Source organism: Eubacterium sp. AF16-48, assembly GCF_003479405.1.
Taxonomy (GTDB): domain Bacteria; phylum Bacillota; class Clostridia; order Lachnospirales; family Lachnospiraceae; genus Eubacterium_G; species Eubacterium_G segne.
The window spans coordinates 432,051-456,055 of record NZ_QUHB01000002.1 but is presented as its reverse complement, the minus strand read 5'-3'; the positions used below and the strand labels follow the sequence as shown (position 1 = coordinate 456,055).

The following is a 24,005-nucleotide window of genomic DNA, read 5'->3' as shown; positions in this document are numbered from 1 at the left end:
GTGCTACCTCCTATAATCCTAACTCTTCAGGTCCTGAAATTTTACCTGTTACGGCACTTGCTGCTGCTACGGCAGGACTTGCAAGATAAACCTCTGATTCAGGATCACCCATACGGCCTACAAAGTTTCTGTTTGTTGTAGCAATGGCTCTTTCACCCTTTGCAAGGATACCCATATGTCCACCAAGACAAGGTCCACATGTAGGAGTGCTAAGGGCACAGCCTGCCTTTATAAATATTGAAGCAAGACCTTCTTCTATACACTGTAAATAAACAGCCTGAGTTGCCGGGAATATAATACATCTTACACCCTTTTTAACTTCTCTGCCATCAAGAATCTTTGCTGCAATTCTCATATCTTCAATTCTACCGTTGGTACATGAACCGATAACAACCTGATCCACCTTAACTTCTCCCACGTTGTCAATTGTTCTTGTATTTTCAGGAAGATGAGGAAATGCTACTGTTGGCTTTAATTCACTTAAATCAATAGTATATTCTTCATCATATACTGCATCTTCATCAGGAGTATATTCAGTAAATTCCTTTGTAGAATGTTTCTTCATATATTCACGGGTTAAATCATCTACAATAAATATTCCGTTTTTTCCACCTGCTTCAATAGCCATGTTAGTCATGGCGAATCTGTCATCCATCGAAAGGTATTTAACCCCTTCTCCCATAAATTCCATTGAACGGTATAATGCTCCGTCTACACCTATCATACCGATAATGTGAAGAATAACATCCTTTCCACTAACCCATTTTCCAGGCTTTCCAACTAAGTTAAATTTAATGGCTGAAGGTACCTTAAACCATGCCTTTCCTGTTGCCATTCCGGCTGCCATATCCGTACTTCCAACACCAGTTGAAAAAGCTCCAAGAGCTCCATATGTACAGGTATGTGAATCAGCACCGATTACCACATCTCCTGCTACTACTAATCCTTTTTCAGGAAGTAAGGCATGTTCTATTCCCACACGACCTGTTTCAAAGTAATTTGTTATATCATTTTCTTCTGCAAAATCCTTTACACATTTGTAAAGCTCTGCTGATTTTATATCCTTATTTGGAGTGAAATGGTCAGGTACTAATGCAATTTTATCCTTGCAAAATACGCAATCCACATCCATTTTTTTCATTTCACCAATAGCTACAGGTGCAGTTACATCATTACCTAAAACCAAATCCAAATCGGCTTCAATTAACTGTCCTGCTTTAACTTCATCAAGTCCTGCATGCTTTGCAAGAATCTTCTGAGTCATAGTCATTCCCATGTTGATTTCCTCCTTATATCTATACCCACATCCTGAGATGTATTTATATACACAATCTTTATTATATTAAAACAATTTTCAATCATAGTCAATAACCGTGATACATTAAAGCCTTAGAATATCTCCTATTTTTACTTTTTTCTTCTTTTAACTTCTTATTTTCCTTGAAAGGATGTCAAAAATGTGTTATAAACTTTATGACACGGAGACGTACCGAAGTGGCCGTAACGGGGCTGACTCGAAATCAGTTTATCAGTTTACTCTGGTACAAGGGTTCGAATCCCTTCGTCTCCGCTTTTTTTATGTCTGGAGATTACAAATTATGCACTATTATTCCCTTAATTCATATTTAAAAAATAAATACGGATGTAAAGTATATAAACTTTCCCTTTCCTCAGGGCTTTCCTGCCCTAACAGAGACGGAAAAATCAGTTATGGCGGTTGTATCTTCTGTAGTAACGGAGGTTCAGGTGAATTTGCCTCCTCCTGCCATGAAACTATCACTAATCAAATTGAAGATGCTAAAAAAAGGGTATCTGACAAAATTAAGAACGGCAAATTTATTGCCTATTTTCAGTCTTTTACCAACACTTACGGTGAAGTTTCCTACTTAAGAAAAATCTTTACTGAAGCCATAAATCACCCTGATATTGTAGCATTGTCCATTGGCACAAGACCTGACTGCCTTCCTAATGAGGTTTTGGAATTATTAGACGAATTAAATAAAATCAAACCAGTGTGGATAGAATTAGGGTTTCAAACCAGTAATGAAGAAACTGCCCGCTATATTAACCGAGGATACACCCTGGATGTTTTTGATAGTGCAGTAGACAAGCTTAACCGAATCAGTGTAGATGTTATTGTTCATATAATCTTAGGGCTTCCTAATGAAACAGAAAAAGATATGATAAATACCGTAAAATATGCCTGTTCTAAAAATATTTCCGGTATAAAATTACAGCTTTTACATGTATTAAAAGATACTGCATTGGCTAATGATTATTACTTAAATAAGTTTTCTGTATTATCTCTTGAAGAATATACAGATATTTTAGCCAAGTGTATCACGTATATCCCACCTAATGTGGTTATTCACAGAATAACCGGAGACGGACCTAAATCACTTCTTATTGCCCCTGAATGGAGTGGTAACAAGAAGATGGTTCTTAACTATATTAATCGTAAATTTGACCGGATTGATTTGAAACAGGGAAGTAATGTTACTTTGTAAACTTTTCATACTCATTTTTAAAATGGAGTTATCTTAAAGATAACTCCATTTTTTATTTCCATATTATTAATTATTTGTTCTGTAAAAATTCAGGAATCTTAATTGGCTTTTCTTCAACTGTTCCCTGTGCATGTGAAACAGGTGATTTTCTTGTAAAGTCATTCTTTGGTGCTGCTGATGAAGGTGTAGCATTGTAGCTAAATGACTTCTTAGCTGCTCCCATACCAAATGGTGATGCCTTTGCTGCAGCCGGCTCTCCAATACCTGTAGCCATAACTGTAATAGAGCATTCATCCGGATATGTATCTTCATATCTTACACCAAATATAATATTAGCATCTTCTCCTGCTAATTCCTGTACATAACTTGCAGCTTCATTTGCTTCAAAAAGACTAACGTCACCGGTAATGTTAATAATAACATTCTTAGCTCCGTTAATTGATGTTTCAAGTAATGGAGATGTAACAGCCTGCTGTACAGCTTCTGATGCCTTCTCATCACCACTTGCCTCACCAATACCGATATGTGCAATTCCTGCATCTCTCATAACTGTCTGTACATCGGCAAAGTCTAAGTTAATTAATGCGGGAACATTAATTAAATCTGTAATACCCTGTACTGACTGCTGTAATACTTCATCTGCCTTCTTTAATGCTTCAGGCATTGTAGTTCTCTTATCAACAATTTCTAATAATTTATCATTTGGAATAACGATAAGTGTATCAACGTTTTCCTTTAATCTTTCGATTCCTGCAAGAGCATTGTTCATACGTGTCTTAGCCTCAAATCTGAAAGGCTTTGTAACTACACCTACTGTAAGAGCTCCCTGCTCCTTAGCGACACGTGCAACAACAGGAGCTGCTCCTGTTCCTGTTCCGCCTCCCATACCACATGTTACAAATACCATGTCGGCACCTTTAAGTAACTGTGCAAGTTCTTCTACGTTTTCTTCTGCAGCTGCTTCACCAACTTCAGGTTTAGCTCCTGCTCCAAGACCTTTTGTAATTTTTTCACCAATCTGTAGTGTAGTAGGTGCCTTGCTTCTCTTAAGCACCTGTGCATCTGAGTTAACAGATATGAACTCAACACCACCGATGTTTTCATCTATCATTCTGTTTACGGCGTTGTTTCCTGCTCCACCAACACCTACAACTATAATTTTTGCAACTGCTTCACTTTCGTTTGTAGTAATTTCTAACAAGAGTTTATCCTCCTTCGTTTCATCTAAATTTCACTTATTTTAATATCACAACAATATGTACTAACATTTTTCAGTAAATATATAATGATGTGAGTGTCAAAAATTAATTTTGCCATTCACTGATGTATCCGGACTGCTTAATTGCCATGCAATTTTTGCACTTCTGAAACATCATATGATTAGTCATAATTGCATATATACTATATAATATAATTCTTTGCAGAAAATATCAACAGTAAATTTCTAATTTGTTAAAAAAAAATCATTCTTTTTTTATTACAGTTTTATTTTTTTGATTTCTTTTCTGCACTATTATCGTTCTTTTTGATGGTGTACATTCCCTCTTCATTGGCAATTTTCATATTTAAAACACCATCATAACCCTTTACTTCATCATACATATCATTTAAATCTTTTAACTTCTTGTCTAAGTTCGTTGTTTTGCCCAAATCCACCTGTAGCTTGTCCATAACAAGTGATGTTTCAGATGAATCATTTACAATAACCTTTTTTATGGTGTAATTATACTGCTCTATGGAATTAATAACAGTAAGAAGTGAGTTTAAAACCTTTTCCTTTTTCATGTCAATTTTCTGATATAGAGTTATTTTGTTATATCTTAGTCCCTCAACCTTTGGAATGGATTTTAATTTATCACTGCTTATTTTTAGCACCTTTCCATTTCTGTCAAAATAACAATTCACATTATTTTCAACTACATATCCCTTTAATTTGTTTTCATATCCGATGATTTTCACTTTAGACGGAGATAACATTTTAACGGAATATTTACTTAAAAGTTCTATGTCATCACTTTTTCCTATTTTATTTTTTATCCAGAAAAGAAGAGTATTGTCAATTTTCTTATTATCTAAATATGCTTTTACTTCCTCTGTTGTATATTGATTTAAATCAAGAGATGTTTCTATACTCTTTAAACTAAATCCGTAAACAACAATAAGCACAAGGGCAACTATAATGGGAGTTGCAATAAAAAGTACCTTAAACCCTTTTCTAAGCCTTCTCCTTCTTCTTCTTTTCATTTTTCTGGTTTGTTTCATATAATTTACCTGTACATCCTGTTATCTTATTCTTTTAATCCTTCTTGATACTGAAAGCACCATACCCATTTCTATTATTAAAAACATAAGAGAGGTGCCACCATAGCTTATAAAAGGCAACGATACACCTGTATTTGGTATTAATGTAGTTACAACGGCAATATTTAAAACAACCTGAATGGAAATATGTGCCAAAACACCAACTACAATCATGGAGCCAAACATATCCGGTGCATTGCTGGCTATAACTCTCATTCTTCTAATCATAAATACAAACAGAAGTATAATACAAATTGCTCCGAAAATTCCCAGTTCCTCACATATTATGGAAAATATCATATCATTGTTAGCCTCCGGCACAAAACCTAATTTCTGTGCGCTGTTACCAAGACCTTTTCCAAAAATTCCTCCGGAGCCTATGGCATATAATCCCTGAAGAGGCTGAAATCCCTTACCTCTTCCCTGAAGGAAATTCTCAGGATTTTTCCACACTGCTATTCTTTCAAATCTAAAACTTAATGACGCCAATTGCGGCATATTTCTTAAAATATACAGACCTATAATTCCGCCTACAAGTCCTACGGAAATAGTTCCCGTAAACCACTTTCCGGCTCCTGCCACTATAATCATTACAGCCCCGATACCTGCTATTATAATTGCGGAGCTTAAGTTAGAAGTCAGCACATACACCAGTCCTGCCCCTAATAATGTAATTGAATATATCTGCCAGCATAATTTTCCTTTTTTTATTGCCTGCTGACCACATTTAGATAAAATTGCCGCTGTCATTATTATAACGCCGATTTTTACTATTTCCGCCGGCTGGAACTGGACAAGCTTAAGATTTATCCATCTTTTAGCACCATTTGCCTCTTTTCCTAAAGGTGTAAGAATTAACAGAACCGTAAATAAAGAAAAACAATATATAAATGTTTTATACTTTTTAAGCAGTCTGTAATCTAATAATATAACCGGTATCATTACTGCAACACCAAAAGCTGTTGCCTGTATCTGTTTTTTCAGAAAATAGGCTGAATCGTTATATTTATTCAGAGCTGTATAGGAACTTGCACTGTAAAGTAAAACATAACCTAATAACATTATAAAAATCCATACGAAAAGAAGGCTATAATCAAAATAGCCATCCCTTTTATTTCTTTTTCTTTTTACGGTTACCTCTTCACCTGTTGCAGGTTCGTATTCCTTTTGCTCCATAAATCTTTCCCTTTTACTTTTTCATATCATAAACTAACTCTTTAAACATGTCACCACGCTGCTCATAGTTATCAAACATACCCCAGCTTGCACATGCCGGTGAAAGTAAAACTGCATCTCCCGGATTTGCTGCCTTTCTGCATTCCTCTACTGCTTCTTCAAGAGACTGTGTAAAAATAATATTATCAAAACCATATTTTTTTACGGTGTCTGCTATCTGCTGTGCAGTCTGACCCAGTAAAACAAGGCATTTAACCTTTCCCTTTAATTCCTTTGCAAAATCATCAAAGGATACTTTTTTATCATATCCTCCGGCTATAAGAACCGTAGGACGGCTCATTGCCTGAATTGCCTTTATTGAAGCATCTGTATTAGTTCCCTTTGAATCATTATAATAAATAACATCATCCACTGTATCCACATATTCTATTCTGTGGGGAACAGCCTTAAACTTTCTAACAGCTTCTTTAATAATGTCTGCAGGAACTCCCATATTAATGGAAATGCCGATTGCAGCCATAATGTTTTCTATATTGTGAATGCCTACTAAATTGGTATCTTCCGTAGTTGTAATTATTTTTTCCCCATTGTCATCTTTATAGATAATATTCTTACCATCTAAAAATATGCCTTTATCAAGCTTTCTTTTACTGCTAAACCACACAATTCTATTATTAAGCTTTGGTGCATATTCTCTTAAAATCTCATCTTCATAGTTAAGAATAACAGGCTGGTTACTATCCTGATTTTTTGTAATGCTCATTTTTACGTTAGTATAGCACTCCATTGTATGATGTCTGTTAAGATGATCCGGTGTAATGTTTAATACTGCACTTACATCCGGTTTAAATGTATGTATGGTCTCTAACTGAAAACTGCTGATTTCCGCCACGGTAACTGAATCCACGTCTGTGTCAAAGGCTGTAGTTGTATAGGGATTTCCAATATTTCCTACCACATCAACATGGGAATAATATGCAGCTAATATCTCCCCTGTAAGGGCTGTTGTTGTTGTTTTACCATTAGTACCTGTAATGGCTGCAAGTTTTCCCTTTGCCACAACATATGCCAGTTCAATTTCTCCCCAGATAGGAACACCTTTTTCCCTTACCTTATTAACAAAAGGTGCATCTATTGCTATTCCGGGACTTAATATCATTAAATCAATATTATCAATAACGCTATCTTCAAGTTCCCCAAGAATCACTTTCACATCCTCCCGGTCACTAAGCTTTGCTAAAACATCCTCTTTATTTAATTTTTCATTTCCATCATAAATAATAACAGTTGACCCAAGTTTTTTTAATAAATCAGCTGCCCCGATTCCACTTTTTCCCGAACCGGCAACCATTACCTTCTTTTTATTCCATTCCATTATTCTATAACTCCATTCATCTATAAATATATGCAATTATTACATTGCAATATAAGCCACAAGACACAATATGGCAGTAACTACTGCAAAGGCAGCCACAACCTGTGTTTCTGCGTAACCGCTTTCCTGAAAATGATGGTGAAGAGGTGCCATTTTAAACACTCTTCTGCCTTTTCCATATTTCTTTTTGGTATATTTAAACCATGTTACCTGAATAATATCAGATAGCGCCTCTATTAAGTATATAAATGCCACAATTACTATAAAAATAGGCATTTTAAGCATAAATGCCATGGCTGAAACAAAGCCTCCTAACGCCAGGGAACCTGTATCTCCCATAAATACTCTTGCCGGATATACATTGTATAAGAAAAATCCCAGCAATGCTCCCACAAAAGCTGCACTTATAGGTTCAAGTCCCGTTCCAATGGCTACCGTTGTAAAAAATACTGCTATTATTATAGTAACACTTGTTGCAAGACCATCAAGACCGTCTGTTAAATTAGCACCATTTACTGTACCTAATACTACAATAAACAAAAAGGGAACAAAAAGCCATATAGGCATTGTTACTTCCATTCCGTTAGTAAAAGGAATAATGGTTGCCGTTCCCAGCCCTGAAACCTTTACTATATAAAAACAAAATACTGCCGTAACAACAAATTGTGCCACTAATTTCTGGATTTCAGTTAATCCCAGATTTCTTTTTTTCACTACTTTAATGTAATCATCAGTAAAACCAATAATACCAAATCCTATTACCATAAAAAGCACTGGCACTATTTTGGTATTTTTTTCAACAAACATAAATACCAGTGACGTTACAATAACACTGGCTAATATTATCATTCCACCCATAGTTGGAGTTCCGGCTTTACTTTGATGGGATTTCGGACCTACTTCTCTTATATACTGACCAAACTTCATCTTTTTTAACAGTGGAATTACTATTGGACATAAAATAACGCTAACTGCAAAAGACATAATAATTGCCACAATAATTGTTGTACTTGTACTCATCTTATTCTCCTTGTTCTTTTTCCTCCAGTAAATACGGAAGAATATTCCGGTATAATTCACTTATGACAGGTGCTGCTACCTGACCTCCATAATAAATACCTTCCGGCTCATCTATAATGGCCATGGCTATGACCTTGGGATTATCTGCCGGTGCAAATCCCATAAAAGATGCTATGTATCTTCCTGAACCTCTGGGCAGCTTTTGGGATGTAGCGGTTTTTCCACCTACCTTATATCCTTCCACCTGTCCTTTACTTCCGGTTCCCTCAGAAATTACTTTTTCTAATACATATTTCATTGTATCAGATGTTTCCTTTGATACAACACCTTTCTTTTCTTTATAACCAAATTTTTCAACTAAATCTCCCTCTACATTTTCTGCCTTAAGGGCAAAATGTGGTGTTACAAGTTTCCCGCCGTTTACTACCGCACTTGCAGCTACAAGATACTGTACCGGTGTTATCTGGAAAGACTGTCCAAAAGACATAGTGGCAAGTTCCACATTTCCCACATTTTTTATCTGGTGGATTATGGTTCCTGCCTCACCGGGTATATCAATACCTGTTTTTTGTAAAAGGCCTAACTTATCCAGCTCCTTATAAAATTTTTTAACTCCTACCTTAAGTCCTACATCTATAAAAACCGGGTTACAGGAGTTCATTGTTCCCTGAAGGAATGTTTCTGCCCCATGCCCTGTGGTTTTATGGCATCTTATTTTTCTGTCATCTACAATTCTAAAACCCGGGCAGCTGAATCTGCTGTCTAATGTAACAACATTGTTTTCCAACGCTGCTGTAGCTGTCACTACTTTAAAAGTGGAACCTGGTTCATAAGTATCATTTATGCACTGGTTCCTCCACATTTTATTTAACAAATCCTGCTTTTTTTTCTTTTTATCCTCACCGGATATTTCATAATTAAGCTTATAAGGCTCATTTAAATTAAATTCCGGTGCATTTACCATAGCTAATACTTCCCCATTATTAGGATTCATAACTATTATGGAAACGTAATTTGCTCCCTTCGCTTCAAGAGTATTATATGCAATCTGCTCGGCATATTGCTGAATATTAACATCTATGGTAGTGGTAAGATTGTTTCCCGGTACCGGCTCTTCCCTCTGTTCTAATGCATTCTCCATTTCAATACCTCTTGTATCTGTTGGAGTAAGTATCAGACCATCCATTCCTTTCAAATACTTTTCGTATTTTACTTCAAGACCGATTATACCTTGATTATCTGCCCCTGTAAATCCCAGAACTTTTGAAGCAAGACTCTCATAAGGATAATACCTTTTGTAATCTTCGTCAACCTTTACCCCCGATAGATTATACTCTCTTATTTTATCACCGGTTTTCTTATCCACATTTGACTTGATTTTTTCCCGAGAGCTTATCTTCTCCACCTTCTTTCTTACATCCTTTTCTTCCATTTGAAGTTCCGATGCAAGCATTTTTATCACTTTTTCAGGCTCTTTTACCTGATTATATATAACAGATATGGTACATACAGTTTTGTTAGAAGCAATAACTTTTCCATTTCTGTCAAGAATTTTTCCTCTGGGAGCCTTGATTTTACGTTGTCTTTCCTGAACATCTAATGCTTTTTCAGTGTAATATTCAGACTTAAATATCATTATATATGCCAGTTTTCCAGTTGCCACTATACACACTAAAATAATTCCCATAACGTAAATCAGAAGCATTTTACGATTAATTGTTAATACATTATTCAATTTTATTCCCTATACAGCTTTTTATTATAATTTATTCATTTTTTCATATCACATTCAATAAATTTATTATTCTGTATATGTTTTATCCTTTAACACTAAAGACCCGTCATCTCCTTCAATGATTCCGTCAGAATAAAATTCTGTTTCTAAGGACTGCTTCTTTGCTTTTTGCTCAATCTTTTCTGTCTTTTTAATTCCAAGATAAGGTAAAACCTGCTTCATAATATCAGTCCAAAGTTCTGTGTTAAAAGCCGTTGCCTGAGGATTTTCTTTTGGAGTATCCATAAGGGTGTAACATACCACCTGTGGATTTTCACATGGAGCACATCCTAAAAATGATAAAATATACTGATTTTTAAGACGTCCGATTCCTGTTCCTGACGTATTAACTTTTTCCGCCGTTCCCGTTTTTCCTCCAATGGTGTACCCGTCAATTGCTGCAGTAGAGCCGGTTCCTTCTGTTACGACGGCTCTTAAGCACTGCTTAATATAATCAGAAGTGCTTTTTGTTACTGTCTGTTTTACCAGAGTTTTTGAATAATTTTTTACCAGTCTGTCATCTTCCGTCACTATTTGTTTTACCACATGAGGTTCATAATAATAGCCTCCGTTTATAAGAGATGAAAAGCCTGCCACCATTTGTATCATATTTACCGTGAAATTCTGTCCAAAGGAGTTAGTTGCCAAAGTGGCAGCTCCCATTCCTCTTGACTCATCATAAACAAGACCTCTTGTTTCATTAGGCAAATCTATTCCTGTTTTCATTCCAAATCCAAATCTGCTTTGATACTGAATGAATTTCTTTGCTCCTAAAAGCTTTCCTATATGCATCATGTAATCATTACATGACTGAGCTACAGCCTGTTTTACGTTAATGGTGCCGTGTCCGTCTACCTTGTGACATTTAATGGTAAACTTATCTACCTTTTCAAATCCATCGCAGTAAAATGTTGATTTTTCATCAACTACTCCCTCTTCATAGGCAGCTGCCACTGTAAAAGGTTTAGCCGTGGATCCCGGTTCAAAGGAATCTGTTATACAAAAATTGTTCCATATTCCATTAAGAAATGCCGACTGCTTTTCATCTGACATTTTTTTCTGCCGTGCCTTTGTAAAATAAGCATCCAGATTTGTAGGATCATTTAAATCAAAGGTTTTATCATCAGACATGGCAAGTATTTCCCCGGTATTTGGGTCCGCAATTACTACTGCTATTCTCTGAGGATTGTACTTATTCATATATTTTTTTATGGATTTTTGAACAATACGTTGTATATTCATATCTATTGAAGATACAACATTATCGCCGTTTTTAGCTTCCTTTATAACTGTCTCTATATTATTGTCAGCATCCATATATCCATATTCCCTGCCTTCGGTTCCCTTTAAATAACTGTTATAGCTGCTTTCAATACCTATGTTTGCCTCGTTATTTTTATTAGCAAAGCCTAAGACACTACATGCCAATGTGTCGTATGGATAAACTCTTTTATACTCCCTCTCAAAGTAAATAAATTTCACTGCTGCTGCCTGTTTTTTTTCTAAATCCGTTTTAGCATAATCCCCATTACAATAACTTTTAAATTCTTTTACCTTGTCATATGATATATCTTTTTGGGCAATCCAGTAACTTGTAGTACCATGCTCCTTAATACTTGTTTTAAGGTCATCTGTATTTAGTCCAAAATATTTTACCACTGCGTCAATTGTCGGCTGTAAATACTCCTGATTTTCCTCTTTTGATAACATCTTTGCATCTACTACCATATTATAAACTACAGTGCTTGTGGCAAGAATATTTCCGTTTCTGTCCTTTATGTCGCCTCTTTTATATGGCACAATATTGTTAGTAAAGCTTTGCTGTTTAAGAACCGCTATAGAATACTCATCTCCATAAGCTACATTTATGTAAATAATTCTTATGCACAATATAAATAGAAATCCAATAATCACCCAACTGGTGATTTTCAGATTTCTATTTGCTACTTTACCAAATCTTAACTTTTTTCTTTTTCTTCTAACTCTTCTTACTTCACTCATAATTATTTGTTTGGTATATCTCCGTACTGCAATGTGTAGCCGCTGTCACTAGACTTATATGTAATAATCTGGTTGTCAGAAGCTTGTTTCATTCCCAGCTTACTTTTTGCCACCTTGCAAATGTGGTTTACGTCAACATAGCTGTTTATAGCATAGCTTAACGCATTATTTTCAGTTTGTACAGTGGAAATATTTGTTCTAAGCTGTGAAATATTGTCCCTTGTAGCTCTTATGTTTGACTGAATGTTAAGGTATGTTACACACATTACTATACAAATACATGTAACTGCAATTAAAAAGAACACATATGGTGCACTCATTGGCAGGGCATTTTCCCTTGTTGCAACCTGTTCTCTCTTTTCTGTCTTTACCCTTTTTTCAGTTTTTATACGTTCTTTTCTTTGTGGCTCCAAAGCCCTTACAGCGTTTCCGTCTATATATCCTGTATTTCTTAAATTTGTATTATATAATCTGTCTTTATTCATACTTAATGCCTTTCAAATATTCTTAATTTTGAACTTTTTGCTCTCTTATTCTCTGTGATTTCCTTATCACCCGGTACTATAGGTTTTCTTGTTATCACTTTACCCTTAGATACCTTTCCACATACACAAACCGGGAAATCCGGTGGACATGTACATGGATTTTCATTTTCCCTGAATTTCGTCTTTACAATTCTGTCCTCAAGGGAATGGAAAGTAATAATGCAAATCCGTCCGTTTTCATTTAACAATTCAATCATCTTATCAATTGAGTCCCTAAGCACCGTAAGTTCCTTATTAACTTCAATTCTTATTGCCTGAAAAGTTTTCTTTGCCGGATGTCCTCCCTTGTTTTGAAACTTCATTGGTATTGAGTGTTTTATAACCTCACTTAACTGCGCTGTTGTTTCAAAAGGCTTTTTCTGTCTTTCCATAACAATGTGCTTTGCTATGTTCTTTGCAAATTTATCTTCACCGTAATCTCTTATTATTCTAAATAGTTCATTTTCGCTGTATGTGTTTACCACATCCGCTGCTGTTTTCACCTGTCTTTGGTCCATTCTCATATCAAGAGGTGCATCTGACTTATAGGAAAAACCTCTTTCTAAATTGTCTAGCTGATATGATGAAACTCCCAGGTCTAAAACAATTCCGTCAACCTTGTCTATATCTAAATCTTTTAAAATTGTATCTATTTCACAATAATTACTTCTAACCAATGTAATTTTATCTTCAAATTCCTTTAAGTGTTCCCTTGCGGCTTCTAATGCTTCTCCGTCCTGGTCTATTCCAATAAGTCTGCCCTTGTCTGACAAACGTTTGCACACCTCGTATGCATGTCCGCCTCCACCTAAGGTTCCGTCAACGTATATACCATCCGGATTTATATTTAAGCCATCAATGGTTTCATTTAACAACACTGATACATGTTTGAAATCCATATTGACCTCTTTTCATTTTTATATTTTTGTTTCCCGTTTCTATATTAAACTCCAAGTCCTGCCATATATTCTGCCAGTTCTTCAAGTTTCTGTTCTGCATCTTCGCTCTCAATATATTCATTGAGCTGTTCATTCCATTTATCTACATTCCAGATTTCAATTCTGTCACCAATTCCAACCCATACAACTTCCTTTTCTAAAGATGCATATCCCCTCAAGTTAGATGGGATTAATACTCTTCCTTGCTTGTCCGCATCGAGGGGTTCTGCACCACCGAGGAAAAATCGATTGAAACTTCTTACATTCTTATCTGTAAAAGCGAGACTGCTAAGCTTCTTTTCTAGGGCTTCCCAAGTGGATTCAGGGTATGCAAACAAGCACTTGTCCACACCTCTTGTGACAACAAGTCTTTCGGCAAGAGCATCCCTCATTTTTGACGGGATGACTGTTCTGCCCTTTGTATCCATTTTTTGTGTCTGCTCTCCTGAAAACATAAACATCACCTATCTTTTTGGTATTTTTAATGAAATTTCACCACTTTTCACCACAAATACGCTCTCAATCACCACATATATGAATAATAAACCATTTTAGGTATCTTTTCAACCCTAAAATAAATAAAAAAAACGTTATCCGATATTTTTTTAACACCTGATAACGTTTTCTTTTATTTTACGTTTTATATTCTGTTTTATTCTGCTTTTGCAATTTTTCTTCTTTTTACTATTACCACAATAACAGACACTGTTGCCACTACTATAGATAATGTCTGGGATACCGGCCATCCGGTAACCGGCATAATAAGCTGGTCTGTTCTCATTCCTTCAATAACGGCTCTTCCTATGCCATATCCAATTAAGTACCAAAGGATAACCTCCCCATCAAACTTTTTCTTTCTTCTGAAAATAAGCATTAATACAAGTACAAACAAATTCCATAGGGATTCATATAAAAATGTGGGTTGCACCTGAATATATCCTATTTCACTTAATGCTTTTCCTCTTAAGGCTTCCATTCCGTTTTTTACCACATCCGGTACCTGGGAAATATCATAGTTTTCGTCAAAATAAATTCGCATTGCCCATGGATTTTTGTCTCTGGCAACTCCTCCAAATGCTTCTCTGTTAAAAAAGTTTCCCCATCTTCCAATTATCTGACCAAGTATTAATCCTAAAATTGCTGTATCGCATACCTTAGGGAAAGACATTTTCTTTATTTTGGTGTAAATAAAGCAGGTAAGAATTGCCACAATTACACCACCGTATATTGCAAGTCCCCCTTCACGGATGTTAATTATTTCAGTGGGATGGGCACTGTAATAGCTCCACCTGAATATTACATAATAGACTCTGGCACCAATAACACTAAACACAATGGCATAAAGGGCGAAATCAATATACTGGTTATAATCCTGCCCTGTTCTTTTTGCCTCATAACATACTATGGCAATTCCTGCTAACATTCCCAAAGCTATAATACAGCCGTAAAATGCTATATCAAAGCCAAAAACCGAAAAGGATTTGGGCAGATGCTCTATATTTATATGTAAATTAGGAAATTGTATTGTTGTAGATAATATCATTTTATATTGCCTCCGGATTTTCCATTATTTTCTCTCATTATAATTTAGCAATATTTTTGATTTTATTCAACCCTATCATTGCCCCTGTGCCTAAAATATGTTAAACTATCTTTTGGTATTACCAAAGATTGGAGGATTATAATATGAAATTAGGTATAGTTGGCCTTCCTAATGTAGGCAAAAGTACTTTATTTAATTCATTAACTAAAGCGGGGGCTGAATCAGCCAATTACCCGTTTTGTACAATAGACCCTAACGTAGGCGTAGTTGCAGTTCCTGATGAGAGACTTGACAAACTTACTGAATTATATAATTCAGCTAAAACTACTCCTGCCGTTATTGAGTTTGTAGACATAGCCGGATTGGTTAAAGGTGCGTCAAAGGGTGAAGGACTTGGTAACCAGTTTCTTGCTAACATCAGGGAAGTTGATGCCATTGTACATGTAGTAAGATGTTTTGAGGATACCAATGTTATTCATGTTGACGGAAGCGTTGACCCTTTAAGAGACATTGAAACTATTAATCTTGAGCTTATCTTTTCAGATGTGGAAATTTTAGAAAGACGTATTGCCAAAACAACCCGTGGTGCAAGAAATGATAAAATGCTTGCTAAGGAACTTGATTTCCAGCAACGTATGAAGGCATTTCTTGAAGATGGAAATTTAGCCATTAAATATGAAATCGATGATGAAGATGAGCAAGCATGGATGGCTGAATACAATCTTCTTACAGCAAAGCCGGTTATTTTTGCAGCTAATGTTTCTGAAGAGGATTTAGCAGATGACGGTGCTTCTAATCCTCACGTTGCAGCAGTTAGAAAATATGCAGCTGAAAACAATTCTGAGGTTTTTGTTATTAGTGCTGAAATTGAACAGGAAATTGCAGAATTAGATGATGATGAAAAACAGATGTTTTTAGAGGATTTGGGAATTAAGGAATCCGGCCTTGATAAATTAATTAAAGCCAGCTATTCACTTCTTGGTTTAATTAGTTATCTTACAGCAGGAGAAACTGAAACAAGAGCCTGGACTATTACCAAGGGTACTAAGGCACCTCAGGCAGCAGGAAAAATCCACAGCGATTTTGAGCGTGGCTTTATCTGTGCAGAAGTTGTAAGCTACGATGACTTAATGGCATGCGGTAGCTATAAAGACGCTAAGGAAAAAGGTCTTGTAGGACTTCAGGGAAAAGATTATGTAGTTAAAGACGGAGATGTAATTCTCTTTAGATTTAACGTTTAAAATATTTTTGCGTTATAAAAGATGCTGTTACCTTTAAATTTTAATTAAGGGTAACAGCATCTTTTTTATTATGTTTTTTTGTTTTTTATTCAAAGCTAATAAACTTATTTTTAAATACTTCTATATTCTTTTCCACATCTCCCTTATATACAGCAGAGCCTGCTACAATTACATTTGCTCCTGCATCAAGAGGTATACATACATTTTCCGTATTTACTCCACCATCTACCTGAATCAAGGTATCTAACCTGTATTCATTTACTATGGCATTTACTATTTCAACCTTTTCCGTACATTCATCTATATAAGACTGACCTCCAAAGCCCGGATGAACAGTCATAATAAGTATCATATCCACCTTATTAATGTAAGGAACAATGTCATCAACGGGAGTTTCCGGATTACATGCCAGTCCTGCCTTGATTCCTAACTTATGAATTTCATCAATGGTTTTTTCCACATCCTCACATGCCTCCACATGAACAGTAACCATGTCTGCTCCTGCCTCTTTAAACTGCTGTAAGTAACGTATTGGTTCCTCAATCATAAGATGTACGTCAAAAAATTTATTAGTTAGACCTCTTATGGCTTTGATTACAGGCATTCCAAAGGAAATGTTTGGCACAAACATACCATCCATTACATCTATGTGAATCCAGTCACAGCCTGCCTTGTCTATTCTTACTACATCTTCTCCTAACTTTGCAAAATCCGCTGATAAAATTGACGGTGCTAATTTAATCATAACGCCTCTCCTTTTCCTTTAATTCATTGTACATTAATTTATAGTTTTCATATCTGCTTTCATCTATATGTCCACCGGCTAAAGCCTCCTTTACGGCACAATCCGGTTCGCTAATATGGGCACATCCCACAAACCTGCATTTATCCTTATACTTTTCAAATTCACCATAACAGTCCTCAAGACTTTCCTTAGTCATTCCCGGAACATATAATGAGCTAAATCCCGGTGTATCAAAAATATAAGTATCGTCACCTACATAGAATATTTCAGAATGTCTTGTGGTATGCTTTCCACGTCCTATTTTTCTGCTTACACTACCTGTTTCCATTTTGTAATCCTTCGTTAAGGCATTAAGCATAGATGACTTTCCAACTCCTGAAGGGCCGGCAAAAACAGTACTTTTATTTTTTAAAAGCTCCATTATGCTTTCCACACCTTTTTCTTCCGTGGCACTGGCAAACATCACCTTATACCCTGCTTTTGAATATATACTGTCTAGCTCATTCATGAAATCTTCGTCTGATATATCCATCTTATTAAAGCAAATTATGGTGTCTATATTCTGATATTCCATCATAACAAGAAATTTATCTAACAGATTAAGGTTAGGATCCGGCTTTTTTAATGCAAAAATAATCATTGCCTGGTCAATATTTGCCACGGCCGGTCTTATAAGCTCGTTTTTTCTGTCACATATTTCAATTATATTGCCCTTTTTCTCTTCCTGATTAATAATGTCCATAACAACATTATCACCTACTAAAGGCTTTATATTTTTATTTCTAAATGCACCTTTTGCCTTGCACTCATAAACATCACCGTTTTCAATGCAAACATAATAAAATCCGGCTATTCCTTTTACAATTTTTCCTGACACCTGATGTCTATTGTTTTGATTTTCCAACTTATACTTCCTTTAACCATCAAAAGAGCTGTAGCTACTGCTTCAGCTCTTTTATATTCTTTATATTATTTTAACTTAACTGTTCCGGTATGAATAACCTGACCGTTTACCATAAGTTCAATGGTAGCCTTGCCCTTCTTATCTCCTGTAAGCTCTATTGTGTAATCTCCAGGCCACGTTGAAACATCTGCATACTTAGGATCAACCTTTTGTAATACACCGTCAAGTGCCACATTAACAACACCTTCAGTTATAGGATTTCCGTCTGCATCATGTAAATCCTCCAGGGCGAAAGTATAGCTTCCTGTATATTTCGGTGCATCTTCCGAGCCTTTACTTACCACAAGACCTATGGTTCCACCAAGAGGCATCTGATGACCTGACTTAACAGTCTGCCTTATTACATAACCTTTCTTTACAGTGTCGCTATATTCTTCACTTACATTTCCAATTTCAAATCCACTAGATGATATTTTCTGCTGTGCTTTTGCCAGTTTCATATTAACAAGACTTGGAACTGTTGCCGTTTTTTCTTCACTTTCCTGACTTCCACGGCTAACTACCAACTTAACAATATCTTTCTTATTAACAGATGCATTTTCTGTTGGTGAACAGGAAATAACAGTACCAATGGTATTTCCACTAAATTCGTATGTTATTTCATATTTTAATCCTACACTGTCTAATTTAGAAATGGCACTGTCTAAATCAGATCTACTTATACCTGCAGGAACCTGTATTCTTTCAGGACCTTTGCTGACAATAAGCTTAACAGTTATATTTTTATTAACTACACTGCCCGGTGCCTCAGACTGATTAACAATCTGGTCTGCCGCATAAACATCACTATATACATAATTTGAGTCATACTCAAATCCAAGACTCTTTTCATTAAGAGCTTTTTCAGCTTCATCAGAAGACATACCAAGAACCTTTGGCACAACCGTCTTTCTTGGGTCAATAGTCTGGATTTCATCTCCTGACATATCCTTTGGAAGCTTTATGCTGTTATCACTTAATACCACCGTCAAAATAACAGCCACTACCATTAATGCCGCAATACCTGCTATTACACCACCTATAGTTACGGCTTTGTCCATTTTAGGCGACATGGCATCAATATCATCCACGTCCTCTTCCGGTTTCTCCGGGCTTGTTTTTCCGGCTCCTTTTCTTATCTGATTAATCTCCTCATCAGTAATCATAACTGTGGTTCCTATAGGTCTTGTAGCATCAATCTGTACAAAATCCACATCCGGTTCCGTAAGAGCCCTCTTTAAATCTGCTATAAGAAGAGAAATTTTCGGATATCTCTTGTCTGATTTATTTTGTGTACATTTTAAAATAATTTTTTCAATGCTTACCGGTGCCTGAGGAATATATTCCCTGATACTTGGCACTGAATTCTGAATGTGTTTTAAGGCAATGGTAACAGTAGATTCTCCATCAAAAGGAACCTTGCCTGTAATCATTTCAAACATTGTTATTCCAAGAGAATAAATATCGCTTTTTTCGTCAACGTACTTTCCTCCTGCCTGTTCCGGTGAAATGTAATGAACTGAACCCATTGCATTTCCGTTAATGGTATTGGAACTTGCAGCCCTTGCAATACCAAAATCCGTAACCTTAACCTTTCCCTCTCTTGAAATCATTATATTCTGAGGTTTAATATCCCTGTGAACAATCTGATTATTGTGGGCACACTCTATTCCATTGGCAATCTGAATGGCAATGCTTATGGTTTCCCTTGCAGAAAGTCTGCCTTTCTTCTGTATATAACTTTTAAGGGTAATTCCCTCTATTAATTCCATAACTATGTAATATAGTCCGTTGTCTTCACCTACATCATATACATTTACAATATTTGGGTGAATAAGACTTGCCGCAGACTGGGCCTCTACCCTGAATTTTGATACAAAATTCTTATCTTTGCTGTATTCCTTTTTTAATACTTTTATAGCTACATTTCTATTTAATTTATGATCCTTGGCTTTGTAAACATCAGACATACCGCCTGCACCTACTCTGCCTATAATTTCATAACGGTTATTAATAAAATTACCTTTTTCTAACATGCTCTACTCCTCGCCAATTTCAGGTTCTATCAGAATCGCTGATATATTATCTTTTCCGCCGTTCTCATTTGCCTGTTTAATCAGTTCACGGACTGCATCCTCAATGCTGTCATTATCTTTTACAATTTTCTTTATGTCATAGTCCTCCACCATATTTGTAAGTCCGTCTGAACATAAAAGCAACTTGTCACCATTTTCCACTTCTATTTCAAAAATGTCCGGAGTGGATGTTTTGTCATCTGCCACTCCTATAGCTTTGGTAATAACATTTTTCTTGTAATGAGTTCTTGCTTCTTCTCTTTCTAAAACACCCATTCTAACCATATCTTCCACCAGTGAATGGTCTCTTGTAATCTGCCTTATGTCTCTTCCTATCAAATAGAGCCTGCTGTCTCCAACATTTGCAATATAAACATGATTCTCAACTAATGAGGCTGCAACAAAGGTGGTTCCCATACCACTGTAATCTCTGTTGGAATTTGCCATATCAAATATATCTTTATTTACTGAAATAATTCCCGCATCTAATATGTTGGCAGGATCTGACATATGGGTAGTGCAGGCATATTTTACAAATCTTTCAATGGCTTCCCTTGAAGCCACGTCTCCTGCCTTATGCCCCCCCATACCATCTGCAACAATAAAAAGGTTAGGGAGCTTTCCTATTGGTTGTGTAGATACAAAAATACTATCCTGATTAATAGTTCTCATTAAACCTACATCAGTTTTTCCAAATGCATTAATTTTAATATCTGCCAATGATTTTCCTCCCTTCTAATCCTTTAATATTTTTCCGGACATAACCTCATTTCTAAGCTGTCCGCACGCTCCGTTAATGTCTCTGCCCATTTCTCTTCTTATAGTAACATTTATCTTATTTTTTTCAAGTATTGATTTAAAATGTTGTACCGCAGCTTTATCCGGCTGGGTCATTTTCCTTTCTTTAATGGGATTTACAGGAATAAGATTAACGTGGCAGTTTATTCCCTTAACAAGACCTACCAGTTTAAGGGCTTCCTCCGTATTGTCATTTACTCCTGCAACTAAACTATACTCAAAAGTAATTCTTCTTTTAGTTTTGTTAAAGTAATAAACGCAGGCATCTAAAATTTCATTTATTGAATATTTGTATGCTATAGGCATTAACTTCTTTCTTGTTTCATCATCTGATGCATGAAGGGAAAGTGCCAATGTAATCTGCGGATGCATATCTGCTAAACGTTTTATGTTAGGCACTATTCCACAGGTTGAAAGAGTTATGTTTCTCTGACTTAAATTCTTTCCGTTTTCGTCTGTAATCATTTCAATAAATTTTGTTACATTATCAAAATTATCCAAAGGCTCACCACTGCCCATTAAAACAATGTTAGATACCTTTTCATTTATGTCTCTTTCAATGGAATAAATTTCATCAAGCATCTCTGACGGAGTCAGGTTTCTGTCTAATCCCTTAAGGGTTGAAGCACAAAACTTACATCCCATACGGCATCCTTACTGGGTAGATATACATACTGAATTGCCATGATGATAACGCATCAGAACACTTTCAATAACAGAACCGCCTTTTATTTCTGATATGTATTTTCTTGTGCCGTCAATTTTTGAAACTAAAACCTGTATCTGATTTACATTTCTTATTTCATATTCCCTGCTTAACTTCTCCCTTAAGCTTTTGGAAATATTAGTCATTTCATCAAAGCTTCTTACGGTTTCCACGTGAAGCCATCTGTATATCTGACCTGCCCGAAAGGGCTTTTCACCCATTTTCGTTAATTCTTCTTTTAATTCTTTTAAATTATATGACTTAATATCTTTTAATTCACTCATATTTTCTTAAATGCTGATACGAAAAAACCATCCATACCATATTCTCCCGGATAAATTTGTACATAACCCTTATCTCCGCCCAGTTGCTTTGGTAAAATGCCTGCAAGAGAAACCGGGGTAAGGGGGAGATTTTCCGTTATCCACCTTACATTTTCATCATTTTCATATTTATTAACGGTACAGGTCGAAAAAACCAGTGTCCCGCCTTTTTTTAAATATTTACATGACACCTGCAAAATCTGTCTCTGTAATTTAACAAGTTCCTTTATTTGTGCTAATGACACATTGTATTTTATGTCATTTTTCTTTCCCATAACTCCAAGACCTGAGCAGGGCAAATCCGCCATTACCACATCAGCAGCTTCTATGGATTTTTCATCTAAGACTGTTGCATCCATCACGGTTGTTTTAATATTTTTATAACCCATCCGTGATATATTTTCATTTATCAGGCTAATTTTATATGGTGTTAAATCCCTTGAGTCAACCATTCCTGTCTGCCCCATAATATCAGCCATATGCATGGTTTTTCCACCGGGAGCTGCACATACATCTATAATGTAATCACCTTTTTTAGGATTGGCACTAAGTCCCGCCATCATGGAGCTTAAATCCTGAACTGTAATCATTCCCTTTGAAAAAGCCTCTAAGCTGTTTAAATTATCGTAACCCCAAATTAATAATGCCTTGTCATATAGTGGGCTTTTTTCCACCTTAACACCACCGTTTTCTAAGATGCTTATTACTTCTTCCACTGTAGCCCTGCCGGTGTTTACCCTTACTGTGGTTCTTCTGTCAGAATATATGGAGGTAAGCATTTCCTTTGTTTTATTAATGCCATATTCCTGTATCCATAATTTAATTATCCATTCCGGCATGGAATAATTCACTGAAAGTTTTTTTTCCTCATTAACAGGATATTTAATATCCTCTATATTTCTTGCAATATTTCTAAGAACTCCGTTTACAAAGCCCTTAAGTCCCGAAAATTTTCTTTTTGCCACTAACTTTACCGCTTCATTACACACTGCCGAAACCGGAACTGATTTCATATACTTTAACTGATAAACAGAAAGTCTAAGTATATTTCTTATAACCGGCTTCATTTTTTTAACAGGTGTTTTTGAATAAATGTTTATAATATAATCAAGTTCAATTTGTCTCTCTAATGTTCCCTGAAATAATCTGGTAATAAATGCTCTTGTCTGTTTATCAATGTCCTGATACCCGTCTAGTGTATTTTTAAGCACTATATGACTTTTTTCACCATTTTCAGTTTTTTCAAGCATTGTTAATACCACATTTCTTGAATTAACATTACATGAGACATTTTTAGTCATCTTTTCTTCCTCCAAACAGTATTATAAGTCTTAAGAGCTGTAAAATTGATGATGCTACCGCTGCCACATAAGTAAGGGCTGCCGCACCTAATACTTTCCTTGTATATTTAAGCTCCTGACTTCCAAATATGCCTGTACTTTCTAATACTTTTATGGCTCTTCCTGATGCATTAAACTCTACAGGAAGAGTTACTATCTGAAATATTACTGCCAATGAAAAGGCAAAAATACCGATATTTATTATTGTCTGTCCTGTTCCCTGTCCAAAGAATATTAATCCTGCAATTATAAGTACCCAGGACAATCTTGCTCCCCAGTTTGCAAAAGGAACCAATGCATTTCTCACTGCAATAGGTGTATATCCCTTCTGATGCTGCATTGCATGACCACATTCATGAGCTGCAACACCTATGGCTGCCACACTGGTGCTGTTATAAGTAGCATCTGACAGACTAAGTACCTTATTTGAAGGATTATAGTTATCTGTTAAATCCCCTGAAACATGTCTTATCTGTACATCATATATTCCCTGAGATTCCAATATTTTAGCTGCTGCCTGTGCCCCCGTAAGTCCTGAATTACTTCTGTATCTTGAATACTTTTTAAAGGTTGAGTTTACATGTGCTGAAGCTGCCATGCAAATCACCATACCTATAATAATCAAAATATATGTTGGGTCAAAATAAAATCCATATAGCATAAAAACACCTCCTA

Annotated in this window: 20 protein-coding genes, 1 tRNA gene and 1 pseudogene; 3 read left to right on the top strand and 19 right to left on the bottom strand. The window is 35.8% G+C overall.

Features of this window, described 5'->3' with window-relative positions; all coding sequences use genetic code 11:
- Nucleotides 1–10 precede the first annotated feature (10 nt).
- Nucleotides 11–1,276: a 3-isopropylmalate dehydratase large subunit gene (gene leuC, locus DWW68_RS04405; RefSeq protein WP_118588999.1), complete on the bottom strand. Its 1,266-nt coding sequence runs from the start codon at nucleotides 1,274–1,276 to the stop codon at nucleotides 11–13.
- A gap of 204 nt (nucleotides 1,277–1,480) precedes the next feature.
- Between leuC and DWW68_RS04400 the strand changes: the two genes are divergently transcribed.
- Both DWW68_RS04400 and DWW68_RS04395 read left to right on the top strand, forming a co-directional pair.
- A tRNA-Ser gene (locus tag DWW68_RS04400) sits at nucleotides 1,481–1,570 on the top strand.
- Between the two features lie 28 nt (nucleotides 1,571–1,598).
- Nucleotides 1,599–2,507 (top strand): TIGR01212 family radical SAM protein, encoded by a 909-nt coding sequence (locus DWW68_RS04395; protein ID WP_118588998.1) that lies wholly within the window; start codon nucleotides 1,599–1,601, stop codon nucleotides 2,505–2,507.
- Nucleotides 2,508–2,577: 70 nt separating this feature from the next.
- Here the strand turns inward: DWW68_RS04395 and ftsZ are convergent, their stop codons facing one another.
- The 11 genes from ftsZ to lgt all read right to left on the bottom strand — a co-directional run bounded on the left by ftsZ (nucleotide 2,578) and on the right by lgt (nucleotide 15,159).
- A complete protein-coding gene (gene ftsZ / locus DWW68_RS04390) occupies nucleotides 2,578–3,708 on the bottom strand; it encodes a cell division protein FtsZ (protein WP_118588997.1) in 1,131 nt (376 codons plus the stop codon).
- Between the two features lie 284 nt (nucleotides 3,709–3,992).
- Entirely contained in the window at nucleotides 3,993–4,769 is a 777-nt protein-coding gene (locus DWW68_RS04385) for a cell division protein FtsQ/DivIB (RefSeq protein ID WP_118588996.1), read from the bottom strand.
- Nucleotides 4,770–4,790: 21 nt separating this feature from the next.
- Nucleotides 4,791–5,984 (bottom strand): putative peptidoglycan glycosyltransferase FtsW, encoded by a 1,194-nt coding sequence (locus tag DWW68_RS04380; protein WP_021953312.1) that lies wholly within the window; start codon nucleotides 5,982–5,984, stop codon nucleotides 4,791–4,793.
- A 13-nt stretch (nucleotides 5,985–5,997) separates the two neighbouring features.
- Nucleotides 5,998–7,359, bottom strand: coding sequence for a UDP-N-acetylmuramoyl-L-alanine--D-glutamate ligase (murD, locus tag DWW68_RS04375; protein WP_118588995.1), 1,362 nt, complete (start codon nucleotides 7,357–7,359; stop codon nucleotides 5,998–6,000).
- A 39-nt stretch (nucleotides 7,360–7,398) separates the two neighbouring features.
- Nucleotides 7,399–8,379, bottom strand: coding sequence for a phospho-N-acetylmuramoyl-pentapeptide-transferase (mraY, locus tag DWW68_RS04370; protein WP_021953314.1), 981 nt, complete (start codon nucleotides 8,377–8,379; stop codon nucleotides 7,399–7,401).
- 1 nt (nucleotide 8,380) lies between these two features.
- Nucleotides 8,381–10,084, bottom strand: coding sequence for a penicillin-binding transpeptidase domain-containing protein (locus DWW68_RS04365; RefSeq protein ID WP_347497883.1), 1,704 nt, complete (start codon nucleotides 10,082–10,084; stop codon nucleotides 8,381–8,383).
- A gap of 96 nt (nucleotides 10,085–10,180) precedes the next feature.
- Complete coding sequence (locus DWW68_RS04360; protein WP_118588993.1) at nucleotides 10,181–12,154, bottom strand: penicillin-binding protein 2; 1,974 nt, start codon at nucleotides 12,152–12,154, stop codon at nucleotides 10,181–10,183.
- A gap of 2 nt (nucleotides 12,155–12,156) precedes the next feature.
- Entirely contained in the window at nucleotides 12,157–12,639 is a 483-nt protein-coding gene (locus tag DWW68_RS04355) for a septum formation initiator family protein (RefSeq protein ID WP_021953317.1), read from the bottom strand.
- A 2-nt stretch (nucleotides 12,640–12,641) separates the two neighbouring features.
- Nucleotides 12,642–13,577: a 16S rRNA (cytosine(1402)-N(4))-methyltransferase RsmH gene (gene rsmH, locus DWW68_RS04350; RefSeq protein WP_021953318.1), complete on the bottom strand. Its 936-nt coding sequence runs from the start codon at nucleotides 13,575–13,577 to the stop codon at nucleotides 12,642–12,644.
- A 44-nt stretch (nucleotides 13,578–13,621) separates the two neighbouring features.
- Nucleotides 13,622–14,071, bottom strand: coding sequence for a division/cell wall cluster transcriptional repressor MraZ (mraZ, locus tag DWW68_RS04345; protein WP_021953319.1), 450 nt, complete (start codon nucleotides 14,069–14,071; stop codon nucleotides 13,622–13,624).
- A gap of 197 nt (nucleotides 14,072–14,268) precedes the next feature.
- Nucleotides 14,269–15,159 (bottom strand): prolipoprotein diacylglyceryl transferase, encoded by an 891-nt coding sequence (gene lgt, locus DWW68_RS04340; protein ID WP_118588992.1) that lies wholly within the window; start codon nucleotides 15,157–15,159, stop codon nucleotides 14,269–14,271.
- A 143-nt stretch (nucleotides 15,160–15,302) separates the two neighbouring features.
- On the opposite strand from lgt, the gene ychF reads away from it, so the two are divergent.
- The gene (ychF, locus tag DWW68_RS04335) at nucleotides 15,303–16,400 is read left to right on the top strand and encodes a redox-regulated ATPase YchF (RefSeq protein ID WP_118588991.1); all 1,098 of its coding nucleotides are present in this window, start codon (nucleotides 15,303–15,305) and stop codon (nucleotides 16,398–16,400) included.
- A gap of 85 nt (nucleotides 16,401–16,485) precedes the next feature.
- Here ychF and rpe read toward each other — a convergent pair whose 3' ends face one another.
- The 7 genes and pseudogenes from rpe to DWW68_RS04300 form a co-directional block, all read right to left on the bottom strand.
- Nucleotides 16,486–17,145 (bottom strand): ribulose-phosphate 3-epimerase, encoded by a 660-nt coding sequence (gene rpe / locus DWW68_RS04330; protein WP_118588990.1) that lies wholly within the window; start codon nucleotides 17,143–17,145, stop codon nucleotides 16,486–16,488.
- Entirely contained in the window at nucleotides 17,138–18,022 is an 885-nt protein-coding gene (rsgA, locus tag DWW68_RS04325; protein WP_118589022.1) for a ribosome small subunit-dependent GTPase A, read from the bottom strand. Before rsgA ends, rpe begins: the two co-directional genes overlap by 8 nt.
- Before the next feature lie 92 nt (nucleotides 18,023–18,114).
- The gene (gene pknB / locus DWW68_RS04320; RefSeq protein WP_118588989.1) at nucleotides 18,115–20,124 is read right to left on the bottom strand and encodes a Stk1 family PASTA domain-containing Ser/Thr kinase; all 2,010 of its coding nucleotides are present in this window, start codon (nucleotides 20,122–20,124) and stop codon (nucleotides 18,115–18,117) included.
- Nucleotides 20,125–20,127: 3 nt separating this feature from the next.
- Nucleotides 20,128–20,883: a Stp1/IreP family PP2C-type Ser/Thr phosphatase gene (locus DWW68_RS04315; RefSeq protein ID WP_243169544.1), complete on the bottom strand. Its 756-nt coding sequence runs from the start codon at nucleotides 20,881–20,883 to the stop codon at nucleotides 20,128–20,130.
- 15 nt (nucleotides 20,884–20,898) lie between these two features.
- Nucleotides 20,899–21,951, bottom strand: a pseudogene (gene rlmN / locus DWW68_RS04310) (23S rRNA (adenine(2503)-C(2))-methyltransferase RlmN).
- On the bottom strand, nucleotides 21,948–23,291 hold the full coding sequence (gene rsmB, locus DWW68_RS04305) for a 16S rRNA (cytosine(967)-C(5))-methyltransferase RsmB (protein WP_118588988.1): 1,344 nt from the start codon (nucleotides 23,289–23,291) through the stop codon (nucleotides 21,948–21,950). Before rsmB ends, rlmN begins: the two are co-directional and overlap by 4 nt.
- A complete protein-coding gene (locus DWW68_RS04300; protein ID WP_118588987.1) occupies nucleotides 23,284–23,991 on the bottom strand; it encodes a zinc metallopeptidase in 708 nt (235 codons plus the stop codon). The genes rsmB and DWW68_RS04300 overlap by 8 nt, the downstream gene beginning before the upstream one ends.
- Between the last annotated feature and the right edge of the window lie 14 nt (nucleotides 23,992–24,005).

Excerpts from the sequence above, each read along its gene's own strand:
- DWW68_RS04355 (WP_021953317.1), bottom strand. The coding sequence starts at position 12,639 with ATGAATAAAGACAGATTATATAATACAAATTTAAGAAATACAGGATAT.
- rsmH (WP_021953318.1), bottom strand. The coding sequence starts at position 13,577 with ATGGATTTCAAACATGTATCAGTGTTGTTAAATGAAACCATTGATGGC.
- ychF (WP_118588991.1), top strand. The coding sequence starts at position 15,303 with ATGAAATTAGGTATAGTTGGCCTTCCTAATGTAGGCAAAAGTACTTTA.
- leuC (WP_118588999.1), bottom strand. The coding sequence starts at position 1,276 with ATGGGAATGACTATGACTCAGAAGATTCTTGCAAAGCATGCAGGACTT.
- mraZ (WP_021953319.1), bottom strand. The coding sequence starts at position 14,071 with ATGTTTTCAGGAGAGCAGACACAAAAAATGGATACAAAGGGCAGAACA.
- DWW68_RS04385 (WP_118588996.1), bottom strand. The coding sequence starts at position 4,769 with ATGAAACAAACCAGAAAAATGAAAAGAAGAAGAAGGAGAAGGCTTAGA.
- DWW68_RS04395 (WP_118588998.1), top strand. The coding sequence starts at position 1,599 with ATGCACTATTATTCCCTTAATTCATATTTAAAAAATAAATACGGATGT.
- rsmB (WP_118588988.1), bottom strand. The coding sequence starts at position 23,291 with ATGACTAAAAATGTCTCATGTAATGTTAATTCAAGAAATGTGGTATTA.
- mraY (WP_021953314.1), bottom strand. The coding sequence starts at position 8,379 with ATGAGTACAAGTACAACAATTATTGTGGCAATTATTATGTCTTTTGCA.
- lgt (WP_118588992.1), bottom strand. The coding sequence starts at position 15,159 with ATGATATTATCTACAACAATACAATTTCCTAATTTACATATAAATATA.
- DWW68_RS04380 (WP_021953312.1), bottom strand. The coding sequence starts at position 5,984 with ATGGAGCAAAAGGAATACGAACCTGCAACAGGTGAAGAGGTAACCGTA.
- DWW68_RS04300 (WP_118588987.1), bottom strand. The coding sequence starts at position 23,991 with ATGCTATATGGATTTTATTTTGACCCAACATATATTTTGATTATTATA.
- murD (WP_118588995.1), bottom strand. The coding sequence starts at position 7,359 with ATGGAATGGAATAAAAAGAAGGTAATGGTTGCCGGTTCGGGAAAAAGT.
- pknB (WP_118588989.1), bottom strand. The coding sequence starts at position 20,124 with ATGTTAGAAAAAGGTAATTTTATTAATAACCGTTATGAAATTATAGGC.
- rpe (WP_118588990.1), bottom strand. The coding sequence starts at position 17,145 with ATGATTAAATTAGCACCGTCAATTTTATCAGCGGATTTTGCAAAGTTA.
- DWW68_RS04360 (WP_118588993.1), bottom strand. The coding sequence starts at position 12,154 with ATGAGTGAAGTAAGAAGAGTTAGAAGAAAAAGAAAAAAGTTAAGATTT.
- DWW68_RS04365 (WP_347497883.1), bottom strand. The coding sequence starts at position 10,084 with ATGCTTCTGATTTACGTTATGGGAATTATTTTAGTGTGTATAGTGGCA.